The following is a 19782-nucleotide window of genomic DNA, read 5'->3' as shown; positions in this document are numbered from 1 at the left end:
ATATTAAATAAAAAAGATTATTAATTATCTTGTGTCTTGCATCACTTCATAATATGATTCAACTAGCTTAAACCTAAATGACAATTCTTTTCAAAGATTGTCATTGTGTCTTCGGGTACGACTAAGTAGTGTGATTGAGTGTAAGCGGATCAATGAAGCTAGATAAATTTTTTCAGACCCTCCTGCTAACAGGTGCGGTTGTTGTTGTGATTAACGCTCCCGCTAAAGGTGAGGAAGTACGAGAGGATATTCAAGGCAAATCTTCTACCCAGAGGGTAGGAAAATCTGCATTAGATCAGAAGCTTGCAGTTACAGATAAAGAATTTGCGAATCGGAAATCTTCAGTATTAGCTCCCAGTACCAGGAAATCCCGACTCTTTAAGTCTCAAATTGCCAGTTCACAGCAAAGAGCATCGGATAAAACAAGTAAAAATATTCGTCAACTCAGCGAAATTGAACTTCCCGTTACTAGCGCCCAAATGCTGGTACAGTCACCAACACCAACTAATCCCCCTAACCCAGAACAAAGAAGTGGGGATAAACAAGTAATACCAATCACGGGAGTCAAGGCAAATCCCACAAACACAGGTATAGAGGTAATTTTAGAGACATCTCTTGGGGAACAACTGCAAGTTACAAATCGCAGCCAGGATAATAACTTTATTGCTGATATTCCCAATGCCCAACTGCGTTTACCCAGCGGTGAGGCTTTCGTATTTCGTTCAGAAAAACCCCTTACGGGAGTTACTGAAATAACGGTTATAAATATTGATGCAAATACTGTTCGAGTGACAGTTGTAGGTGATGCAAAGTCGCCGACAGTTGAGTTATTTGATGATAATGCAGGGCTGGTTTTTGGGATAAATTCTGCTGTAACAGCGACGCAGCCATCACAGCAGCCCCAAACACCACAAGCACAACAGCCAGCAAGTGAGACACCACAAGAGGAATCAGCAGCGCAGCCGGATGAGCCGATTGAGTTGGTGGTGACAGGCGAGCAAGATGGGTATCGCGTAACGAATACTACGACTGGGACAAAGACCGATACACCTTTGCGTGACATTCCCCAATCGATTCAGGTAGTGCCTCAAGAAGTGTTGCGCGACCAACAGGTGACTCGCATAGAAGATGCGGTTAGAAACGTCCCTGGTGTTAATCAGAGCTTTAACTTTGGCCCACTTGCCGTTTTTACCATTCGCGGATTCACTGCAACACAAACAAATCTTCTTAGAGATGGGCTACTTGACCCTGTAGCTGGAGAATCGACTGAACTTTCCAGTATTGATCGAGTCGAAGTTCTCAAAGGGCCTGCATCAGTGCTATTTGGTTTAGGTAATCCAGGGGGAAGTATCAACCTAATATCTAAACGTCCCTTAAGCGAACCTTTTTATGGTATTGACGCAACCGTTGGAACTTATAGTTATTATCGAGGTGCGATTGATTTATCAGGGCCATTAGATGACTCGAAGACGGCTTTATATCGTCTCAACGTAGCCTACAGAAATTCAGATAGTTTTGTTGATTTCTTTAATGGTGAAAGCATAAACATATCGCCTGTTATTAGTGTGGCTATTAGCGAGAAAACTAACCTCACGTTAGAGGGAGAATACATCAAGACAAAAGATTCCTACGCATCTGGCGTACCTGTCATTGGTAGTATATTATCTAACCCCAACGGGGAAGTGTCTCGTAACCGCAACTTTAGTGAACCTTCTGATGAAATTGAACAGACAATTACAAGGCTTGGATACCAACTAGAACACAAGTTTAATGATAACTGGTCATTACGCAATGCGTTTCGGTTGGTGTCTCGTGATTACACTGACAAACTCACGCTTCCCGGTAGATTGGATGCAGACAATCGAACTTTTAATCGTATAGATCGAGAATACGAACTTGAAAATACAATTTATGCTCTGACCACAAATGTGGTTGGCAAGTTTTCTACTGGTTCAATTCAGCATCAGCTACTATTTGGAGTTGATTTTAATAGTTTAGAAAACTCGTCACCAATATATGCTGAACGGGAAGCAAACCCGATTGATATCTTTGATCCTGTTTATGGTCAAGCAAAAATACCGGGAGCAGCCGTCATTTCTGAAAGTAGCGATCGCGCGCTCACCAACTCATGGGGAATTTATCTTCAAGACCAAGTTACACTCTCAGAAGGCTTAAAGTTATTGTTAGGTGTGCGCTTTGATACTTTTGATCGTAAATATACAGATTTCATCAATAACACAGAAAGCAGTACATCAGATAGTGCATTCAGTCCTCGTTTTGGGATTGTCTATCAACCCATACCTGCGATCTCACTCTATGCAAGTTACACAAGTTCATTTACCCCACCAGACGGCACATTCTTTTTTGGTGTTGACTCTTCCTTGCAGCCAGAACGTGGCAATCAGTATGAGGTTGGGGTAAAGGCAGATTTGAGCGATCGCCTTTCAGCAACACTCGCATTCTATGATTTAACCCGTACTAATGTTTCAGTAGATAATCCCGATCCTGATGTAAACTCTCAAATCCAATTAGGTGAACAGAATAGCCAAGGTATTGAACTGAATATTGCAGGTGAAATTTTGCCGGGCTGGAATATTTATGCAGGCTATGCTTATATCGATGCACGTACTACGGAAGATACTAATCTTGAATTGGTTGGAAATCGCTTACCAGATACCGCGAACCATTCTTTCAACTTATGGACAAGGTACGAAATTCAACAAGGGGAATTACAAGGTTTAGGGGCGGGACTAGGCTTGTTTTTTGTAGGCGATCGCGCTGGAGATTTGACCAATACTTATGATGTGCCTAGTTATGTTCGCACTGATGCAGCAATTTTCTATAACCGAGATAAATTCCGAGTTGCACTCAACTTCAAAAATCTATTTGACGTAAACTATTTTGAAAGTGCGCTTAATTCTAATCGTGTTTATTACGGACAACCATTTACGGTACAAGGAACAGTTTCCTGGCAATTTTAATAATTGAGACAATGCGTAATTTTTTCTGTTGGCTAATATTGGGGATCTTAGGATTGACTCTAGTTACAGCTTGCCATGATCAGGCATCTCAAAATATATCCTATTCACCTAAACTAGCAACCGCAGAATGTCGCATAATTAAACACACAATGGGGGAAACCTGTGTTCCCGTTAACCCCCAGCGTGTTGTTACCTTATCTTTATCTACTTTAGGGAATGTGCTTGCACTTGGTGTTAAACCTATCGGAACAACCAACGAAATGTACCAAGAGGAAAGCTCTCTAATATCTTTTAAAGTTAAAACAGAGGGGATAAAACTAGTCGGATTTATGTCATGGGCTGCAACAAATATGCTTGGAACTGATGTAGTAATTGATGATCTTTTTAAATACCTCGTCAAAACTCCCTAACTCCATATCCAGAGACACGCTATTCGTCTGCAAATCCTGCCACTATTCCTCTGATGAAGAAAATAAGTCGTGCAATAATCATATTTATACTTGCTAGCCTAACAAGTTTTATGTTTTCTGCTTGCAACCAAAAATTAACTAAAAATGTAGGTAATCTAAGTGAATTATCTCGCCCCGTGAAATGTCGGATAATTCAGCATCTAGCGGGAGAAACTTGTGTACCTCAAAATCCTCAACGTATTATCAGCTTACATATAGCTACCTTGGGTAACTTACTTGCTCTCGATGTTAAACCAGTTGGAAGTGCAACTGGTTATCAGAAAAATGAGTTTCCTAAATATTTTGAAGACAAGATAGATGGGATCGAATCGGTGGGAGATGTAATGCAACCAAATCTAGAAAAAATATTGCAACTAAAACCCGATTTGATTATAAATTTGAGCGACGACAAAAGTATTTATCCTTTACTATCAGAAATTGCCCCAACTGTACAAACTGGTTGGGAAGGCCCCCGTCAATGGAAGGAACATTTTAATTTTGTCATCAAAGTTTTAGGAAGGGAAAATGCTTCTCAACAGGCTTGGAATCATTATTATCAGCGAATTCAAGAACTGAAAGCGGCACTAGGCGATCGCTATCAAAATAAAAAATTTTCTTATGTTTATGTAGAAGATAGCAGCCGCCCTATATTTATTAGCGAACTAAAAAATGTATTCGCTGGTTCAATCCTGAATGATGTCGGTCTACAACGCACAGAATTACAAGATGTGGTTACTCCATACGGATACATTTTTATTCCTGAAGAAGAATTATCGAAAATTGATGGTGATGTTATATTTCTAGGCTTTGATGGGGACGACGAAGGAAAAACCTTTAATAAACTCAAAGAAAAACCACTATGGAAGACCCTTAAAGCTGTTCAACAAAATCATGTATACATTGTAAATCTGTCAAATTGGAGGGAGTCAAATTTACTTGCAGCTGATGCAGTAATCGATGACCTCTATAAATACCTCGTAAAAACTCCCTAAGTCCATGCCCAAACACACGCTATTCGTCTGCAAATCCTGCCACTGTTCATCTGAAGAACGACCAGAAACTTCGCCTCTTGATGGCACTATTTTATCCGACAAACTAAATAGTTTATGCGTCGAAGAATTTCCTGCTGATAAATTTGAAATTCAGCCAGTTAAATGTTTATGGGCTTGTAGTCAAGGCTGTGTTGTAGCTGTATCCAGCCAAGACAAACCCACCTATCTGTTTGTGAATCTTCTCCCAGAAGAAAGCCCAACAGCATTACTAGAATTTATGCAACTGTATATTAAAAAGCGTAAAGGGGCTATAGCTTGGGAACAGCTTCCGAAAGTTTTGCAGTCTGCGATTTTCGCCCAAATTCCGCCTGTAATATTATAGTTTTGTGACTCGATTATTGGAGCAATCGCGATCGCCACTAATCTAATTTATTTAGCTACTAGTCAAGCTGGTAAAATCTAAACTTTTTATTTCACCCCTGATTGCACGTTCCATAAGTTAGCATAAATCCCATTCTTCTCCAACAATACTTCATGTGTTCCCGACTCAACTAATTCCCCATATTCCATCACATAAATACAATCAGCATTACGGATAGTGGAAAGACGATGAGCTATGGCTATGGTCGTTCGATCAACTGTAATTCGTTCTAAAGAACGTTGAATAGCAGCCTCAGTTTCATTATCTACTGCTGAGGTGGCTTCATCTAAAATCAAAATAGGTGGATTCTTCAAAACAGCCCTAGCGATCGCAATTCTTTGGCGTTGTCCACCAGATAATTTTTGACCCCGTTCTCCGACTATTGTCTCATAACCTTGGGGTAGCCGCATAATAAAATCATCAGCTTCGGCAATTTTTGCAGCTTCAATGATTTGTTTATCAGTAGCATTAAAAGTACCATAGGCGATATTTTCAGCAATAGTACCATGAAATAAGAATACATCTTGGCTGACCAAGCCAATACTACGACGCAAATCACCTAGATTTAATTTTTGGATATTAATATTATCAATAGTGATTGTGCCAGAAGAAATATCATATAATCGCAACAATAATTTAACTAAAGTGCTTTTACCAGAACCCGTAGAACCAACAATAGCGATAGTTTTACCGGCGGGTATATGTAAGGATAATTTTTTAATTACTGGCTCTCTATCATGATAAGCAAAAGTAACTTGTTTGAAGCCAATTTCACCACGTACTTGAGTAATAGGTAAACATTTGTCTCCCGTAACAATATTTATGGGAGTATCTAATAAATCCATGACCCTTTTTGTAGAAGCCATTGACCTTTGATATTTGTCAAATATTTCTCCTAATGTTACTAAAGGCCATAGTAATCTTTGTACTAAAACAAGTAAAACACTATAGCTACCAATAGATATTTGACCACCATACGCTGCCATACCTCCCCAAAATAATAAAGCTGTGAACCCTACTAAAACTAACATTCTGATTAAGGGCACAAATGCAGCCGAAAGTTTAATTGCTTTGGTGTTACTTTTTCTATATGCTTCGCTATCTCCTGCCAATCTAGCGCTTTCATAAGCTTCAGCAGTGAAACTTTTAATTGTGGTAATACCACTAATATTATTTGCTAGCCGTGAGTTCAGAAAGCTTACTCTTTCGCGCACCTCAGCGTAACGAGCTTCTAGACGTTTTTGATAACTAAATGAACCCCAAACAATAAATGGCATTGGTAACATTGCTGCAAAAGTAATGTAGGGAGGTAAAATGAATAATGCACCACCAATTAAAATGAGCAGTGAGGTGATAATATTAATAATTTCATTGGCTCCAAAATTTAAAAAATCTTCTAACTCGTTGATATCATCGTTCAAAATTGACATCAAACCGCCAGTACTGCTTTCTTCAAAGTAAGCTGAATCTAATTTTTGTACATGATTGTAAGCATCCAAGCGTAAATTATGCTGGATATTTTGGGCTAAATTACGCCAAATTCTATTATATGCGTACTCAGAACTTGATTCTAGTATCCAGACAATGATAGTGAGGAATGAAAGTAATAAAAATTGCCAAACTATTTCTTTTACACCCAACTTGCCAAATACAGAATTTTGCTGTTCTACAAGAATATCTACCGCAATACCAATTAACCACGGTGGTGCTAAATCTAAAATCGTATTGATGATAGAACATAATGTTGCCTGCCAAATTTGTTGGCGATATTGGCTGCCATAGTTGAGCAAGCGTTGTAAAGGGTGGGCTGAATTTCTAAGCTTATTGGATACTTTAAAAGATTTTGATATGATTGTCACGACTGTTTTTTATTTGTAGTTAGATGATTTATGAGAGCGATATTTATAATAAAAATAGAATCAGGAATTTAAATAAATTTGTTGGTTATTTATTACTTTTCCCTTGCGTCCTATCGGTACACACATCGGTGTCCCCATCACTGGGTCAGAAATAATCTGAGACTCTAACCCAAAAACCTCTTGAACCATTTCTTGAGTCATTACTAGTTTTGGTTCCCCAGCAGCAAAAATTCGACCATCTTTAACTGCAACTAAATAATCAGCATAACGACATGCCTGATTTAAATCATGCAGCACCATTACGATTGTCCGTCCCTGATTTTGATTCAACTCATACAACAAATCTAAAATCTCTATTTGGTGCGCCAAATCTAAAAAAGTAGTCGGTTCATCTAAAAGTAAAATATCTGTGTCTTGTGCCAACGCCATTGCAATCCAAGCTCTTTGTCGTTGTCCACCAGATAAAGTATCTAATGCTCTCTCTGCCAATTCCAACAAGTCTGTAATTAAGAGTGCCTGTTGCACGATTTTTTCATCTTTTGCCGACCACTGCTGCGACCAATTTTGATAAGGGTAACGTCCTTGTGCTACCAAATCTTGTACTGTTAACCCTTCCGGTGCTACTGGGCCTTGAGGCAAAATGCCTAACTGCTGTGCTACTTCTTTGGTGGAAAGATTAAAAATAGATGTTCCATCAAGATAGACTGTACCACTACGGGGTTTAAGTAATCTTGCTAAACCTCTTAATAACGTTGATTTACCACAACCATTAGCACCAACTAAAACACTAATTTGCCCGGTGGGGATTGCCAAATTTAGATCACGGATAATTAGCGTACCATCGTAAGCTAAAGACAGGCTTTTGGTTGAGAGTCCTTTCATAAGTGATATTTCCCAGCTTTATTTTTTGCGGTTACGAATTAATAAATAAAGAAAATAAGGAGCGCCAATTGCAGCAGTTACCACCCCACAAGGAAGTTCGATAGGTGCAAACAACGTTCTTCCTAACAAGTCTGCCATCACAACAATCACTCCCCCCAAGAGTGCGGAAGTAGGAATCAAGCCTTCATGGGTTGCACCTACCAACTGTCGTCCTAAATGGGGTGCGATTAAACCAATAAAACCAATATTTCCGGCAGTGGCGACTCCTGCACCTGCTAAGGCTACACCCACCAGCACGAGTAAACCACGTTCCCATTCCACCCGACTACCTAAACTTTTGGCGACATCATCTCCTAAATTTAGAGCGTTCAAATGTCTGGCCAATGTCAAAGCCATTGGGACAAAAACAATTAACCAGGGTAAGAACGAAAAGACTTGCTCCCAAGTCCGTCCGTAGACACTCCCAGCTAACCAAACCAAAGCATTACTAACGTCATAAATTTCCCCAAAAGTAATCATCAAGCTGGTTATGGCACTAGCGATCGCAGATAAGCCAATACCCATTAAAATTAATAGAATCGGGGAACTACCGTTATTCCAAGCCAGTGAGTAAATTAAAATCGCCATCAGCAAAGCACCAGCAAAGGCTGATACAGGTAAAGTATAAATTGGTGCTGATGGAAACAGTACAATTACTCCAACTGCCGCCAGATTTGCCCCAGCGTTGATGCCGATAATACCAGGATCAGCTAATGGATTGCGTGTCAGTCCTTGAAATATAGTACCTGAAATTGCCAGCGCCATTCCCACCATAAAAGCCACAAGGGTGCGGGGTAAACGCAGATTTTGAATCACGAATTGATGGTCTGGGTTTCCTGTATCTAAACCCAATATAGTTTTCACGATGTCCAAAGGCGATATTGGATATTCACCTTTGGCCACATTCATCACCATCGCCAGTGCGATCGCTACCCCCAAACATAATAATACGACTGGTACACGTCGGTCGATGCGAAAAGATATCGCCTGGGAACGAATAACTAGCCAATCAAAACTCATTTTTTCACCTTTGATTTAACTAGGTAGACAAAAAAAGGAGCGCCAACTATTGCTGTCATTACACCTACAGGTAACTCCTGTGGTTTGAGCAATACACGGGCGGCAATATCTGCAACTAAAAGTAAAATTGCTCCCAAAACTGCACAATAAGGTAATATCCAACGATAATCGGCTTTAATATAAAATCTCACTATATGGGGAACTACTAAACCAATGAAGCCGATTGGCCCGGCAAGAGCAACGGAACTTCCTGCTAGTAAAACTACGCTGATAGCGGTAAATATTTTGATCCAAGCTGTCTGTTGCCCCAAACCTTTAGCGATATCTTCACCTAAACTCATAGTGGTAATTTGTCTGCCGAGGGCAAAAGCTATAACTAATCCCATGCCGACAAAAGGCAGTAGTTGCAAAAATAAATTAAAATCTCGACCAGATAATGAACCAGCTAACCAAAATCTCACTTGTTCGAGTGTTTGTTGACTAACAATGAGGATACCGGTGGTGAAGGAAGAAATTAGAGCAGTTAAGGCGGCTCCCGCTACCGTCAAATTCAGTGGGGTGGCTCCTCCTCGTCCCAGCGAACCAAGGATGTAAACTAACACTGCTGTTACTCCCGCACCCAAAAAGGCCACAAAGGTGTAAATACTTAGGGATGAACTGCCAAAAACAAAAGTTGCCACAACCACAAAGAGGGCGGCTCCTGACTCAATACCTAAAATACCTGGATCTGCTAAGGGGTTTCGCGTCAAACCCTGCATCAATGCTCCCGATACAGCAAGGGCTGAACCTACAAAAATAGCAATTAGCGATCGCGGTAATCTCACTGTCTGAATGACTAAGTGATCGTAGGAACCATCGAAGGCTATAAAAGATGTAAAAATCTTGTCTAAAGGTATTTCTGCTGCACCTAGCGTCACACTATAAACCAAGCAAATAAGGAGCATACACACTGCCAAAGCCAGACCAAAGAAAGCCGATATTTGTGGCTTTTTCAATCGTTTCGGTGACACTATCGCCGCTTTGATCATTTGTGCTATCCTACCCAGAATTGTGGTTCAAATAAATAAAATAAATGAAAAAGATTGTACATTGCTACTCATAATATTTAACAGCTTTGTAATCATTAAAGTTGATAATCTTTCTTGATAAATATATAGATTATATCATCGTGTAGCCGTTTAACTATTTTTTACACGGAATAAAGGATACTCTTTAGACTTTGATATATTTTCTCAATAGAGTGATATCATGTCATGGCTCACTTACATCAGATACTCAATTTCACCTTTATGGTCAATCCTGAGCAAGTATTAAACCTGAGCAAAGAAAAGTTGCAAGCAGGATCTAATGGTTGTGCGATCGCACCAAGTCATTGTGTCAATAGGAATGCCATGTTGTTAGCAAACCCACACGTACCTTAGTCAGATTTATTTTTGTGGTACGAAGCTCAAATCACCGCACCAGGGATTGATGCTTATGGAGCAACGCTTGTAGGTATTCCCGTATTAGCGATCGCATTCAACAACAACTTAAGTTGGACTCACAACCTAGATCGCCCCACACCCACATTGGCGATCAGTTAAAAGCCCTCTGCCGAATGTCACGCTTGTAAACGTGAAGGTCTTGCTATGACTGGGTGTGAGGCTGTACGGGTGTGGGGTTGCATGGTGGAGTTAACTTATTAAGTCGTCTTATTTGCTTCTTAATTCTGACCGTGCAACGCCTACCCCCTCACACCCTCTCATCCAGCCATATTAAGGATTTGCGCTTAACAAGGGTGCCATTCGACTCTTGACCTTGAATAACCTTTACGAAAAATCAAATTCGTTATTATTTACCCTCAGCAGTTTCTTCCATTTTCTTGCGAAGACTAAGTGGTCTCATATCAGTCCAAACTTCTTTGATATAACCTAAACATTCTTGTTTCAAACCACTTTTGCCAGCATCCTTCCAGCCGAGTGCGTTTTCTCGGTCAGCAGGCCAAATGGAATACTGTTCTTCATGATTAATTACAACTTTGTAAATTGTTGTATCCTCTTTATCGTCTTGGTACATAATTTGTCTCCTGCTACTTAATTGGCTATGCTTTCTAAGATTTGATAATCCATGCGATCGCACAAAGCACCCACAATTTGCGATCGCTCTTGAGTCAATCCATAACAAGGTTAAGCCAAAAGGTAGATTATAAGCTGCTTTAGAGAATTGTATTCCCGATCTCAAGTAAAGGGCTGGTAAGACCTTTGGAAAACTTTTTGATCTACTGAATTTACTTAACAATAAAGATTATCATTAATTTGGTAACAGTTCAAGCTACCCACTTCACATTTTTTTCGTCCTTCTATGTCAGAACTTATACATTGACAAATTGAACAACAAGTGGGGTGCTGGAGACAGGAAAGTAATAAGCGATTGCTATAATCGACTACGGGGCGATCGCAGACGAAAATACAATGCTTCTCAATGTGTGAAGCAGTTGCAGGGATAAATCCCAGAGATTCCAACAGATTGAATAAAGGTAAATAACCGGATCTTTATTTCGGCTTGTGAGAAATCCGGGTTCAAGTCTCAATTTGTTGACTGTACCCAAAGATATGGAAATTGGAGAGCATTGCTCAATGTCAGGAATCTATTCGGGGTAGACTATTTTGAAAGTTCTTTCAATCGAAATCGGCTTTTTGTTGGAGAAGGCCTTACCATTCAAGGTACAATTTATTGGCAATTATAACAACCAAGGAAAGATACGAAGATACATAAGCCGCTTCGTCAGTTGGCTGTTTTTATGCATGATAGGACTTTTACTTGTCACAGCCTGTACTCCTAAAGATCGCCACAACATTCAAATACCTATTGAATCGGGCATTGCAGAATGCCAAAAGTTTCAGCACGTTATGGGTGAAACTTGTATTCCTACTGCCCCGAAACGTATCATTACATTATCTGCCTTAACTCTCAATAATGCCCTTCTTCTGGGAGTAAAGCCCCTTGGCAGCACTTATTTTCCAGACGATCATAAGTTACTTATCAGCAATGGCATAGAATTTCTGGGGCCTTCTCAACCTAATCTAGAGAAGATATCTTTGCTCAAGCCAGATTTGATTTTGGGCTGGGAAAACATTGACAAGAGTGTTTACCCGTTACTTTCAAAAATTGCTCCTACCGTGTTGGGAAAATGGGAAGAACCTCTGGATTGGTCAAAGCACTTTGATTTTGTTGCCCAGGTTTTAGGTAAGGAAAAAGAAGCTAAAGAAGCGTGGCAGAATTACTACAAAAAAATTGAAACCTTGAAAATAGCTTTGGGCATTGATGCAGCCTCTCCAAAGGAGAATCGCTACCAGAGACAAAAAATTTCATTTATCAACATACTTTCTGGTAATCGTGGTGTTGAGAGTGATGTGAAAAACTCCTTTGCTGGTTCTATTCTAGATGCGGTTGGCTTACAGCGTCCAACAGCACAGAATATTAATGCTTTCTATGGAAGCCTCAGTATTTCTGAAGAGGAACTAGAGAAGGCTGATGGAGACGTGCTATTTGTTTCTATCTTTAGCAATAACGCCAAAGAAACTTTTGAAAAAATTCAGAAAAGCCCCCTTTGGAAACAGCTTAATGCTGTTCAGAAAAATCATGTTTATTTGGTTGATTCCTCGACCTGGACTGGTTCAAGTTTAGCTGCTGCAAATGCTGTCCTTGATGATCTCTACAAATACCTCGTCAACGCACCTTAAACTAACGTGAGTTCGATGGTTGTAAAAAGGCAAAAAGCTTGCTAAATAGAAATTTGATAAACTGGGCAGGGATCAGAAGTTACTATCCAACCCATAAGTTTTTTACCTGCCTTAGTGACTACAACTTCATCTCCTGCAAGCAAATATACCTCATTTGCACGAAACAAATGCTTGCGAAAAAATAGCCAAAACAACGTAGCCCAAGGTATTACTGTATGAAATCCCCTTCTCTGTCACCCTTGCCTCAGTAAAATTACTCATATATCAAGCATTCAGGACTTTTCTGCACCACTAAGCGTTGATATCTATCAAAAGTCATAGAATATTTTGGAAATAGTCTAAAATGACACATATTCACTTATTGATAATTATTCCTTATTAATTACAGTATTGCTAAATGCCACAATCACTAGTAATGTAAGAAAGTCTAAATGAAAATTACTAGCAATATAAAACCTTAAATGACTTACTAATTTCGCCCTGTCTTCCCTAGTGCAACATTGAGGTCTGCTCTTTGGGTTTTACCAATTCAATTAAATAATCCTCTAAAGGCAGCACTTTGAGCCAGAAAGAGGTATGTCAGTTTAAGGTTAGCTGTATTTAAGTGGATTTTTAAATTAAGATACCCACAAAAACTGCTCAAAGCCTTGTTCAGCCAGGAGTAAGTGTGAGATTAATTTTGCCACTATTGTTTGTGTGCATCTGATTACCTGAAGCATAATAATGACTCAATTTAGCAATAACTTCCAAGAAATTCCCTCTCAGTGTGCGACTATGGTTGATATCCTGCGCGATCGCAGTTTCCAGATGCCGCACACACAAGCTTTTACTTTCCTTGAAGATGGAGAGACTCAGGAATTAACGCTGACTTACCATGAATTGGATCGGCGCAGTCGGGCTGTAGCAGCTCAACTCCAAGCTCTTGGTTTGAGTGGGAAACGTGCCATATTGCTCTATCCTCCTGGACTGGATTACCTAACAGCATTTTTCGGTTGTCTATATGCTGGGGTAGTAGCGATTCCAGCTTATCCGCCTTCCAATCAACGTAAAACGCCCAGAATACAGGCTATTAGCATAGATGCACAGGTAAGCGTTGCTCTCACCACAACAGCAATGCTCCCCACATTACAATCAATACTCACACTCCTAACAAAACAGGGAAATTTTCACTGGCTGACAACTGACAACATAGCACAGGGTATAGAAGATTCTTGGCAACAACCCGCAATCAATGAGGATACCCTAGCCTTTTTGCAATACACATCAGGTTCTACAGGTACACCAAAAGGAGTCATGCTCAGTCATGGCAATCTGCTGCACAACGCCGCCGTAACCTACCAAATGATGGGACATTCGCCTAGCAGTAAGTTTGTATCTTGGCTACCTATTTACCATGATATGGGTTTGATTGGTGGGATTTTGCAACCTCTGTATGGTGGTTTTCCTTGCGTCTTAATGTCCCCAGCATCTTTTCTGCAAAGACCTTATCGTTGGTTGCAAGCAATTTCTCGCTACAAAGGTACAACGAGTGGTGGCCCTAACTTTGCCTATGAACAATGTGTTCAAAGGATTACTCAAGAACAAAAAGAAACTCTCGACTTAAGTAGTTGGAGTGTTGCGTTTAACGGTGCTGAACCAGTCCGACAAGATACTCTTGAACTATTTGCGACTACCTTTGCAGAGTGTGGCTTTCGTCAGGAAGCATTCTACCCCTGTTACGGCATGGCCGAAGCAACTTTGATAGTTTCTGGTGGGATCAAAACAGCCTTAGCTCAAGTAAAAACTGTAGATAAATCTGCACTTTCACAGAACCAGATAGTCGAAGCAACTACCGACAATCAAGATATCCAAAGCTTTGTCAGTTGTGGTGAAATTATTCCTCAACAGCAGATTGTCATTGTTAATCCTGAAACATTAACTCGCTGTTCATCAGATGAAGTTGGCGAAATCTGGGTATCTGGACTGAGCGTAGGTCAGGGTTACTGGAATCGAACAGAAGAAACAGAGCAAACATTTCACGCCTATCTGAAAGACACAAAAGAAGGGCCGTTTTTACGGACTGGTGACTTAGGCTTTTTGGACAATGGTGAGCTTTTCATTACAGGTAGAGCAAAAGATTTAATTATTATTCGCGGTCGCAATCTTTACCCGCAAGATATCGAATTAACCGCAGAACGCAGCCATTCATCCTTACGTTCCGGTGCTAATGCAGCATTTACAGTAGAGGTTAACAACGAACAAAGGCTCTTCGTTGTACAAGAATTAGAGTTTCGCGCCAAGCCAAATTTAGCAGAAGTAGCTAGTGCAATTCGACAATCAATTACTGAAGAACATGAAGTACAAGTTTATGGTGTGGTTTTAATTAAACCAGGTAGTATACCTAAAACTTCTAGCGGTAAGATTCAACGTCGTGCAACTCGCGCTCAGTTTGAGAATGGTGAACTGAATGTAGTTGAAAGTGACATTCTCAAGATTAGTGATATTGCCAGAAAAGAAACTCAATTACAACGTTCTGAACTTTTGGCGCTTTCCCCAAGGGAGTGTCAACCGATTTTAGAGTCATATCTGATTGAACTTTTGGCGGGAGTACTTTCCATCGCACCGGATGATATTAATCCACAAGAACCATTAAGCACGCTTGGACTTGATTCTTTAAAAGTATTTGAGTTGAAAAACCGGATTGAGATTGATTTGGAGGTAGAAGTATCCGTAGCAGACTTTTTTGAAGGAATGAGTACGCGATCGCTTGTCACGAAGCTTCTGACTCAACTCACAGCAGACGCAATACCATCAATATCCCTCACCCAAGTCCAGAAAGCCGAAGTTTATCCCCTATCTTTTGCCCAACGACGACTATGGTTCCTCGATCGTTTAGAACCAGGCAACCCAGCTTACAATATTTCTTTAGCTGTTAATCTTAAAGGTCAGCTTGAAGTTACTCTACTAGAACAAAGTCTGAATGAAGTTATTCAGCGACATGAAACTCTAAGAACCACTTTTTCTACAGTCAACGGACAATCGGTTCAAATTATTGCTTCTTCTTTAAAATTATCTTTATCAGTAATAGATTATCAAAATGGCGCAGTCCAGCAATTGTTGACTCAACAAAGCCAACAACCTTTTGACCTAGTACAGGGGCCATTGTTACGTGCTAAACTTTTGCGCCTAGCACAGCAAGAGCATGTTCTTTTGCTTGAGATGCACCACATAATCTCTGATGGCTGGTCTGTTGAGGTATTTTTACAAGAGATAGCATTATTGTACAAAGCATTCTTAACTAGAAATTTTTCACCTCTACCCGAAGTCTCTGCCCAATACAAAGATTTTGCACACTGGCAGCGACAATGGTTACAAGGGGAAATTCTGCAAACGCAACTCTCTTACTGGAAGCAACAACTTGAAGGTATCCCAGCCGCATTACAACTACCGACTGATCGACCACGACCGATAGTGCAAACTTCACACGGCGCTCAAGAATCTATCGAATTGCCTGAAAAAGTCATTGAGCAATTAAAGGCGATCGCTCGTCAAGAAGGTGCAACTTTATTCATGTTGCTATTGGCAGCATTTCAGACTTTTCTTTATCGTTATACTGGTCAAGATGATATTGCTGTAGGAACAGCGATCGCTAACCGTAACCGTGATGAAATCAAACAGTTAATTGGCTTTTTTGTCAATACATTGGTGCTACGTACAGATATGGGCGGTAACCCGACTTTTGACGAGTTGCTGACGCGGGTAAAAAAAGTAGCTTTAGGAGCCTATACACACCAAGATTTGCCCTTCGACCAAATTGTAGAAGCAGTACAGCCAGAACGGCATACCAGTCAAACGCCGCTTTTCCAAGTTATGTTCAATGTCCAAGATTACTCGCAGTTACCAGAAATGCCTGGTTTGGCATTGAGCTTATTAAAAATAGAAACCAAAACAGCGCAGTTTGATTTGAGCCTGTCTATTGAGATTACTAAAGAACGAGTGATGGCATCATTTGAGTATAATACTGACCTATTTGATGCTGTTACCATCACTAAAATGCTGAGACACTTTCAGAATTTGCTTTCAGGCATTGCTGTTAATCCTCAAGCTCGGCTATCCAACTTACCACTTTTGAGCGCCGCAGATCATCATGAGTTACTAGAAATTAGTACAAATAAATCTCAAATTCCCAATTCTCAAGAATGCATTCATCAACAATTTGAAGCGCAGGTAGAACGGACACCAAATGCAGTTGCAGTGGTATTTCAAAATCAGCATTTAACCTACAGAGAATTAAATCAGCGAGCAAATCAACTAGCGCACTACCTCAAAAACTTCGGAGTCAAACCAGAAGTTTTAGTGGGAATATGCATAGAACGCTCTTTAGAGATGATTATCGGACTTTTGGCAATACTCAAAGCCGGAGGGGCATATCTGCCTCTAGATCCGGCCTATCCAAAAGAACGACTCACTTTGATGTTAAAGGATGCCCAAGTATCAGTTTTACTAACCTCTTCAGTAAAATTGAACACACTTGCTGAACAGCAATCACAGGTAATTTGCGTAGATACAGACTGGCAAGCCATTTCTCAGGAAAGCCAGGAAAACCCAATTCATCAGACACAACTTGACAACCTCGCCTATCTAATTTATACATCTGGTTCAACGGGAACACCCAAAGGGGTAATGATTCAGCATCGCTCTTTGGCTTGCTATATCAATACTGCATCTATAAAATTTGAGATCAAAACAAGCGATGCTGACGGCGGGCAAAGCCAACGCATACTGCAATTCGCTTCCATCAGCTTTGATACAGCTGCCGAAGAAATCTTTCCCTGTCTAATCTGTGGTGCTGCTCTCATATTGCGTACAGATGAGACATTAAGTTCGACACCTCAATTTTTACAGCAGTGTCATGATTGGGGGATAACCGTCCTTGATTTGCCTACCGCCTTTTGGCATCAAATCACTGCTGAATTAGCAACAGCAAATTTGGCACTTCCCGATTCCCTACGATTAGTGATTATTGGAGGCGAAAGAGCCGACAGAAAACACCTGATAATGTGGCAGCAACAGGTTAATCAACGGGTACGCCTTGTCAACAGCTACGGCCCAACAGAAACAACAATCGTAGCAACCCTCTGTGACTTATCAGTATCGACATCTGGCGAAGTAACGATTGGTAGAGCCATTCCCCAAGTCCAAACTTACGTCCTCGACCCCTATCTACAACTCCTGCCTGTAGGAACTCCTGGCGAATTGTACATTGGAGGTGTGGGTGTAGCAAGAGGTTACTGCAACCGACCGGAATTAACAGCAGAAAAGTTTATCCCTAATCCTTACACTACAGAACCAGGAGCGCGTCTTTATAAGACAGGCGACTTAGTTTGTTATCTACCTGATGGCAACTTGGAATTTATCGGACGCATCGACCATCAAGTTAAAATTCGGGGTTTTCGCATTGAATTAGGTGAAGTAGAAGTCTTACTCAATCAACACTTAGCTGTTCGAGAAACTGTAGTTGTCGTAAGTCAAGATTCCGTAAATTCTAAACGTTTAGTCGCTTATGTAGTTCCTCAAAAAGGACAAACACTGACAATTACTGAACTGCGCGGCTTCTTGGAGGCAAAGTTGCCAAGCTATATGATACCAGCAGCTTTTGTGATCTTGGAGGCACTACCGCTCACGCCGAATGGTAAAGTTGACCGTAAAGCACTACCTATTCCTAATACGGTACGTCCAGAACTTGAAGAAACCTTTGTTGCACCACAAACCACTATTGAAAAACAATTAGCTGCTATTTGGGCAGAGGTATTAGGCTTAGAAAAAATAGGTAGAAACGACAACTTTTTTAGATTAGGTGGCGATTCTATTCTTAGTCTTCAAGTAATATTTAAAGCCAACCAAATAGGGCTAAGTCTGACTCCTAAGCAATTGTTTCAACATCAAACCATCGCTCAATTAGCAGTTATAGCTGGAATAACTAAAAAAATTGAAGCCGAGCAGATGGCAGTGACTGGTTTTCTAGAGCTAACACCCATTCAGCACTGGTTTTTTGAGCAACATCAACCAGAACCACACCACTGGAATCAGTCGGTATTATTAGAAAGCAAGCAAAAAATTGACCTTGTAATCTTAGAGAAAATCATAGAGTCTCTACAAAATCATCATGATGTCCTACGTTTACGATTTCTACAGGAGAAATTTAGTACTCAAGCACTGTTTGCTAGTCCTGATGATGTGATGCCACTGGCATACTTCGATTTTTCCGGGCTGTCAAAAGATAAACAAGCAGCAGCAATCGAAGCAGCAGCCACTAAACTGCAAGCCAGCTTAAATCTGTCACAAGGGCCGTTATTCCAAGTTGCTCTTTTTAATTTAGGTGAAAATCAACCTAACCGCTTGCTTTGGATTATTCACCATTTAGTTGTTGATGGTGTCTCTTGGAGAATTTTAATTGAAGATTTTCAAACAGCTTACCAACAAATTAGTCAGGGCAAAACTATAAAGTTGCCACCCAAAACTACTTCTTATAAACAATGGTCTAGCTGTTTACAAAAATATGCTCAATCTTCAGCACTGCTTTCAGAGCTAGAATTCTGGCTGACAACACAGCATCAAACTGTTTCGTCGATACCAATAGATTTTCCGGGTGGAAACAATATAGAAGAAACGGCTTCTATTGTATCAGTATCATTATCCATAGAAGAAACTCAAAGTTTGCTGCAACAAGTGCCAGCAGCTTATCGAACACAAATTAATGATGTATTGTTAACAGCACTGATCCAAACATTTCACCAGTGGACGGGAGAAACTTCGCTACTAATTGACTTAGAAGGACATGGGCGAGAAGAAATATTCGAGAATGTGGATTTATCGAGGACTGTAGGTTGGTTTACAAGTATTTTTCCCGTACACCTCAATCTGGAAAATACTAACGATCTAGGAAAAGCTTTGAAGTCGATTAAAGAGCAGATTCGAGCAATTCCAAATCAAGGCATTGGCTATGGATTACTGCGGTATATTAATGAAAATAAGGAAATAAGTGAACAATTTTCTTTGTCAAAGCCTGAAGTAATTTTTAACTATTTAGGACAGTTTGATCAAGTTTTACCAGAATCATCTTTATTTAGCTTAGTACAGGGTTTAAGTGGTTCAAGTCACAGTTTGCGAAATAAACGAACTCACTTATTAGAAATTAACAGTGGTATTTATCAGGGACATCTGCAAATGAGTTGGACTTACAGCAAGGAGTTGCATCGGCAAAGCACGATTGAGGGACTTGCTCAAAGGTTTATTGAGGCATTGCGATCGCTGATTGCTCATTGTCAGTCTTATGATGCAGGTGGTGTTACCCCTTCCGATTTCGCTGAATTTAAGCAAAGCCAATGGGATCAAGCCGATCTCGATGCTATTACAGCAGCTATGGGAGATATTTAAG

Annotated in this window: 11 protein-coding genes and 2 pseudogenes; 7 read left to right on the top strand and 6 right to left on the bottom strand. The window is 40.3% G+C overall.

Annotated elements, in window-relative coordinates; translation table 11 throughout:
- Nucleotides 1–152: 152 nt before the first annotated feature.
- The 4 genes from VE944_RS14645 (at nt 153) to VE944_RS14630 (ending at nt 4804) form a co-directional block, all read left to right on the top strand.
- Nucleotides 153–2981: a TonB-dependent siderophore receptor gene (locus VE944_RS14645; protein WP_324978175.1), complete on the top strand. Its 2829-nt coding sequence runs from the start codon at nt 153–155 to the stop codon at nt 2979–2981.
- A gap of 53 nt (nt 2982–3034) precedes the next feature.
- On the top strand, nt 3035–3391 hold the full coding sequence (locus tag VE944_RS14640; protein ID WP_324978174.1) for a hypothetical protein: 357 nt from the start codon (nt 3035–3037) through the stop codon (nt 3389–3391).
- Between the two features lie 110 nt (nt 3392–3501).
- The gene (locus VE944_RS14635) at nt 3502–4422 is read left to right on the top strand and encodes an iron-siderophore ABC transporter substrate-binding protein (RefSeq protein ID WP_324978172.1); all 921 of its coding nucleotides are present in this window, start codon (nt 3502–3504) and stop codon (nt 4420–4422) included.
- A 4-nt stretch (nt 4423–4426) separates the two neighbouring features.
- Nucleotides 4427–4804 (top strand): DUF1636 family protein, encoded by a 378-nt coding sequence (locus VE944_RS14630; protein ID WP_324978170.1) that lies wholly within the window; start codon nt 4427–4429, stop codon nt 4802–4804.
- Nucleotides 4805–4890: 86 nt separating this feature from the next.
- On the opposite strand, the gene VE944_RS14625 is transcribed toward VE944_RS14630, so the two are convergent.
- From VE944_RS14625 to VE944_RS14610, 4 genes are read right to left on the bottom strand one after another with little or no spacing between them, the layout of a single operon-like run.
- On the bottom strand, nt 4891–6702 hold the full coding sequence (locus VE944_RS14625) for an ABC transporter ATP-binding protein (protein ID WP_324978168.1): 1812 nt from the start codon (nt 6700–6702) through the stop codon (nt 4891–4893).
- 60 nt (nt 6703–6762) lie between these two features.
- Nucleotides 6763–7584, bottom strand: a complete 822-nt coding sequence (locus VE944_RS14620) for an ABC transporter ATP-binding protein (protein WP_324978167.1) — start codon at nt 7582–7584, stop codon at nt 6763–6765.
- A gap of 18 nt (nt 7585–7602) precedes the next feature.
- Nucleotides 7603–8643, bottom strand: coding sequence for a FecCD family ABC transporter permease (locus tag VE944_RS14615; RefSeq protein WP_324978165.1), 1041 nt, complete (start codon nt 8641–8643; stop codon nt 7603–7605).
- Nucleotides 8640–9671 (bottom strand): FecCD family ABC transporter permease, encoded by a 1032-nt coding sequence (locus VE944_RS14610; protein ID WP_324978163.1) that lies wholly within the window; start codon nt 9669–9671, stop codon nt 8640–8642. The genes VE944_RS14615 and VE944_RS14610 overlap by 4 nt, the downstream gene beginning before the upstream one ends.
- Nucleotides 9672–9893: 222 nt before the next feature.
- Between VE944_RS14610 and VE944_RS14605 the strand changes: the two are divergent.
- A pseudogene (locus VE944_RS14605) lies at nt 9894–10196 on the top strand (penicillin acylase family protein); the annotation flags it as partial.
- Nucleotides 10197–10473: 277 nt separating this feature from the next.
- On the opposite strand, the gene VE944_RS14600 reads toward VE944_RS14605, so the two are convergent.
- Nucleotides 10474–10698 carry an MbtH family protein gene (locus tag VE944_RS14600; RefSeq protein ID WP_324978161.1) on the bottom strand — a complete coding sequence of 75 codons (225 nt, stop codon included), beginning with the start codon at nt 10696–10698 and terminating at the stop codon, nt 10474–10476.
- A 590-nt stretch (nt 10699–11288) separates the two neighbouring features.
- On the opposite strand from VE944_RS14600, the gene VE944_RS14595 reads away from it, so the two are divergent.
- Nucleotides 11289–12365 (top strand): iron-siderophore ABC transporter substrate-binding protein, encoded by a 1077-nt coding sequence (locus tag VE944_RS14595; RefSeq protein WP_324978159.1) that lies wholly within the window; start codon nt 11289–11291, stop codon nt 12363–12365.
- 89 nt (nt 12366–12454) lie between these two features.
- On the opposite strand, the pseudogene VE944_RS14590 reads toward VE944_RS14595, so the two are convergent.
- Nucleotides 12455–12592 (bottom strand): annotated as a pseudogene (locus VE944_RS14590) (IS4 family transposase); the annotation flags it as partial.
- A gap of 496 nt (nt 12593–13088) precedes the next feature.
- Here VE944_RS14590 and VE944_RS14585 point away from each other — a divergent pair.
- Nucleotides 13089–19781 (top strand): non-ribosomal peptide synthetase, encoded by a 6693-nt coding sequence (locus tag VE944_RS14585; RefSeq protein ID WP_324978157.1) that lies wholly within the window; start codon nt 13089–13091, stop codon nt 19779–19781.
- Nucleotide 19782: the final 1 nt, after the last annotated feature.

This window comes from Nostoc sp. (assembly GCF_035638895.1).
Taxonomy (GTDB): Bacteria; Cyanobacteriota; Cyanobacteriia; order Cyanobacteriales; family Nostocaceae; genus Nostoc.
The sequence above is the reverse complement of the archived record's forward strand: the minus strand, read 5'-3'. Positions and strand labels throughout refer to the sequence as shown.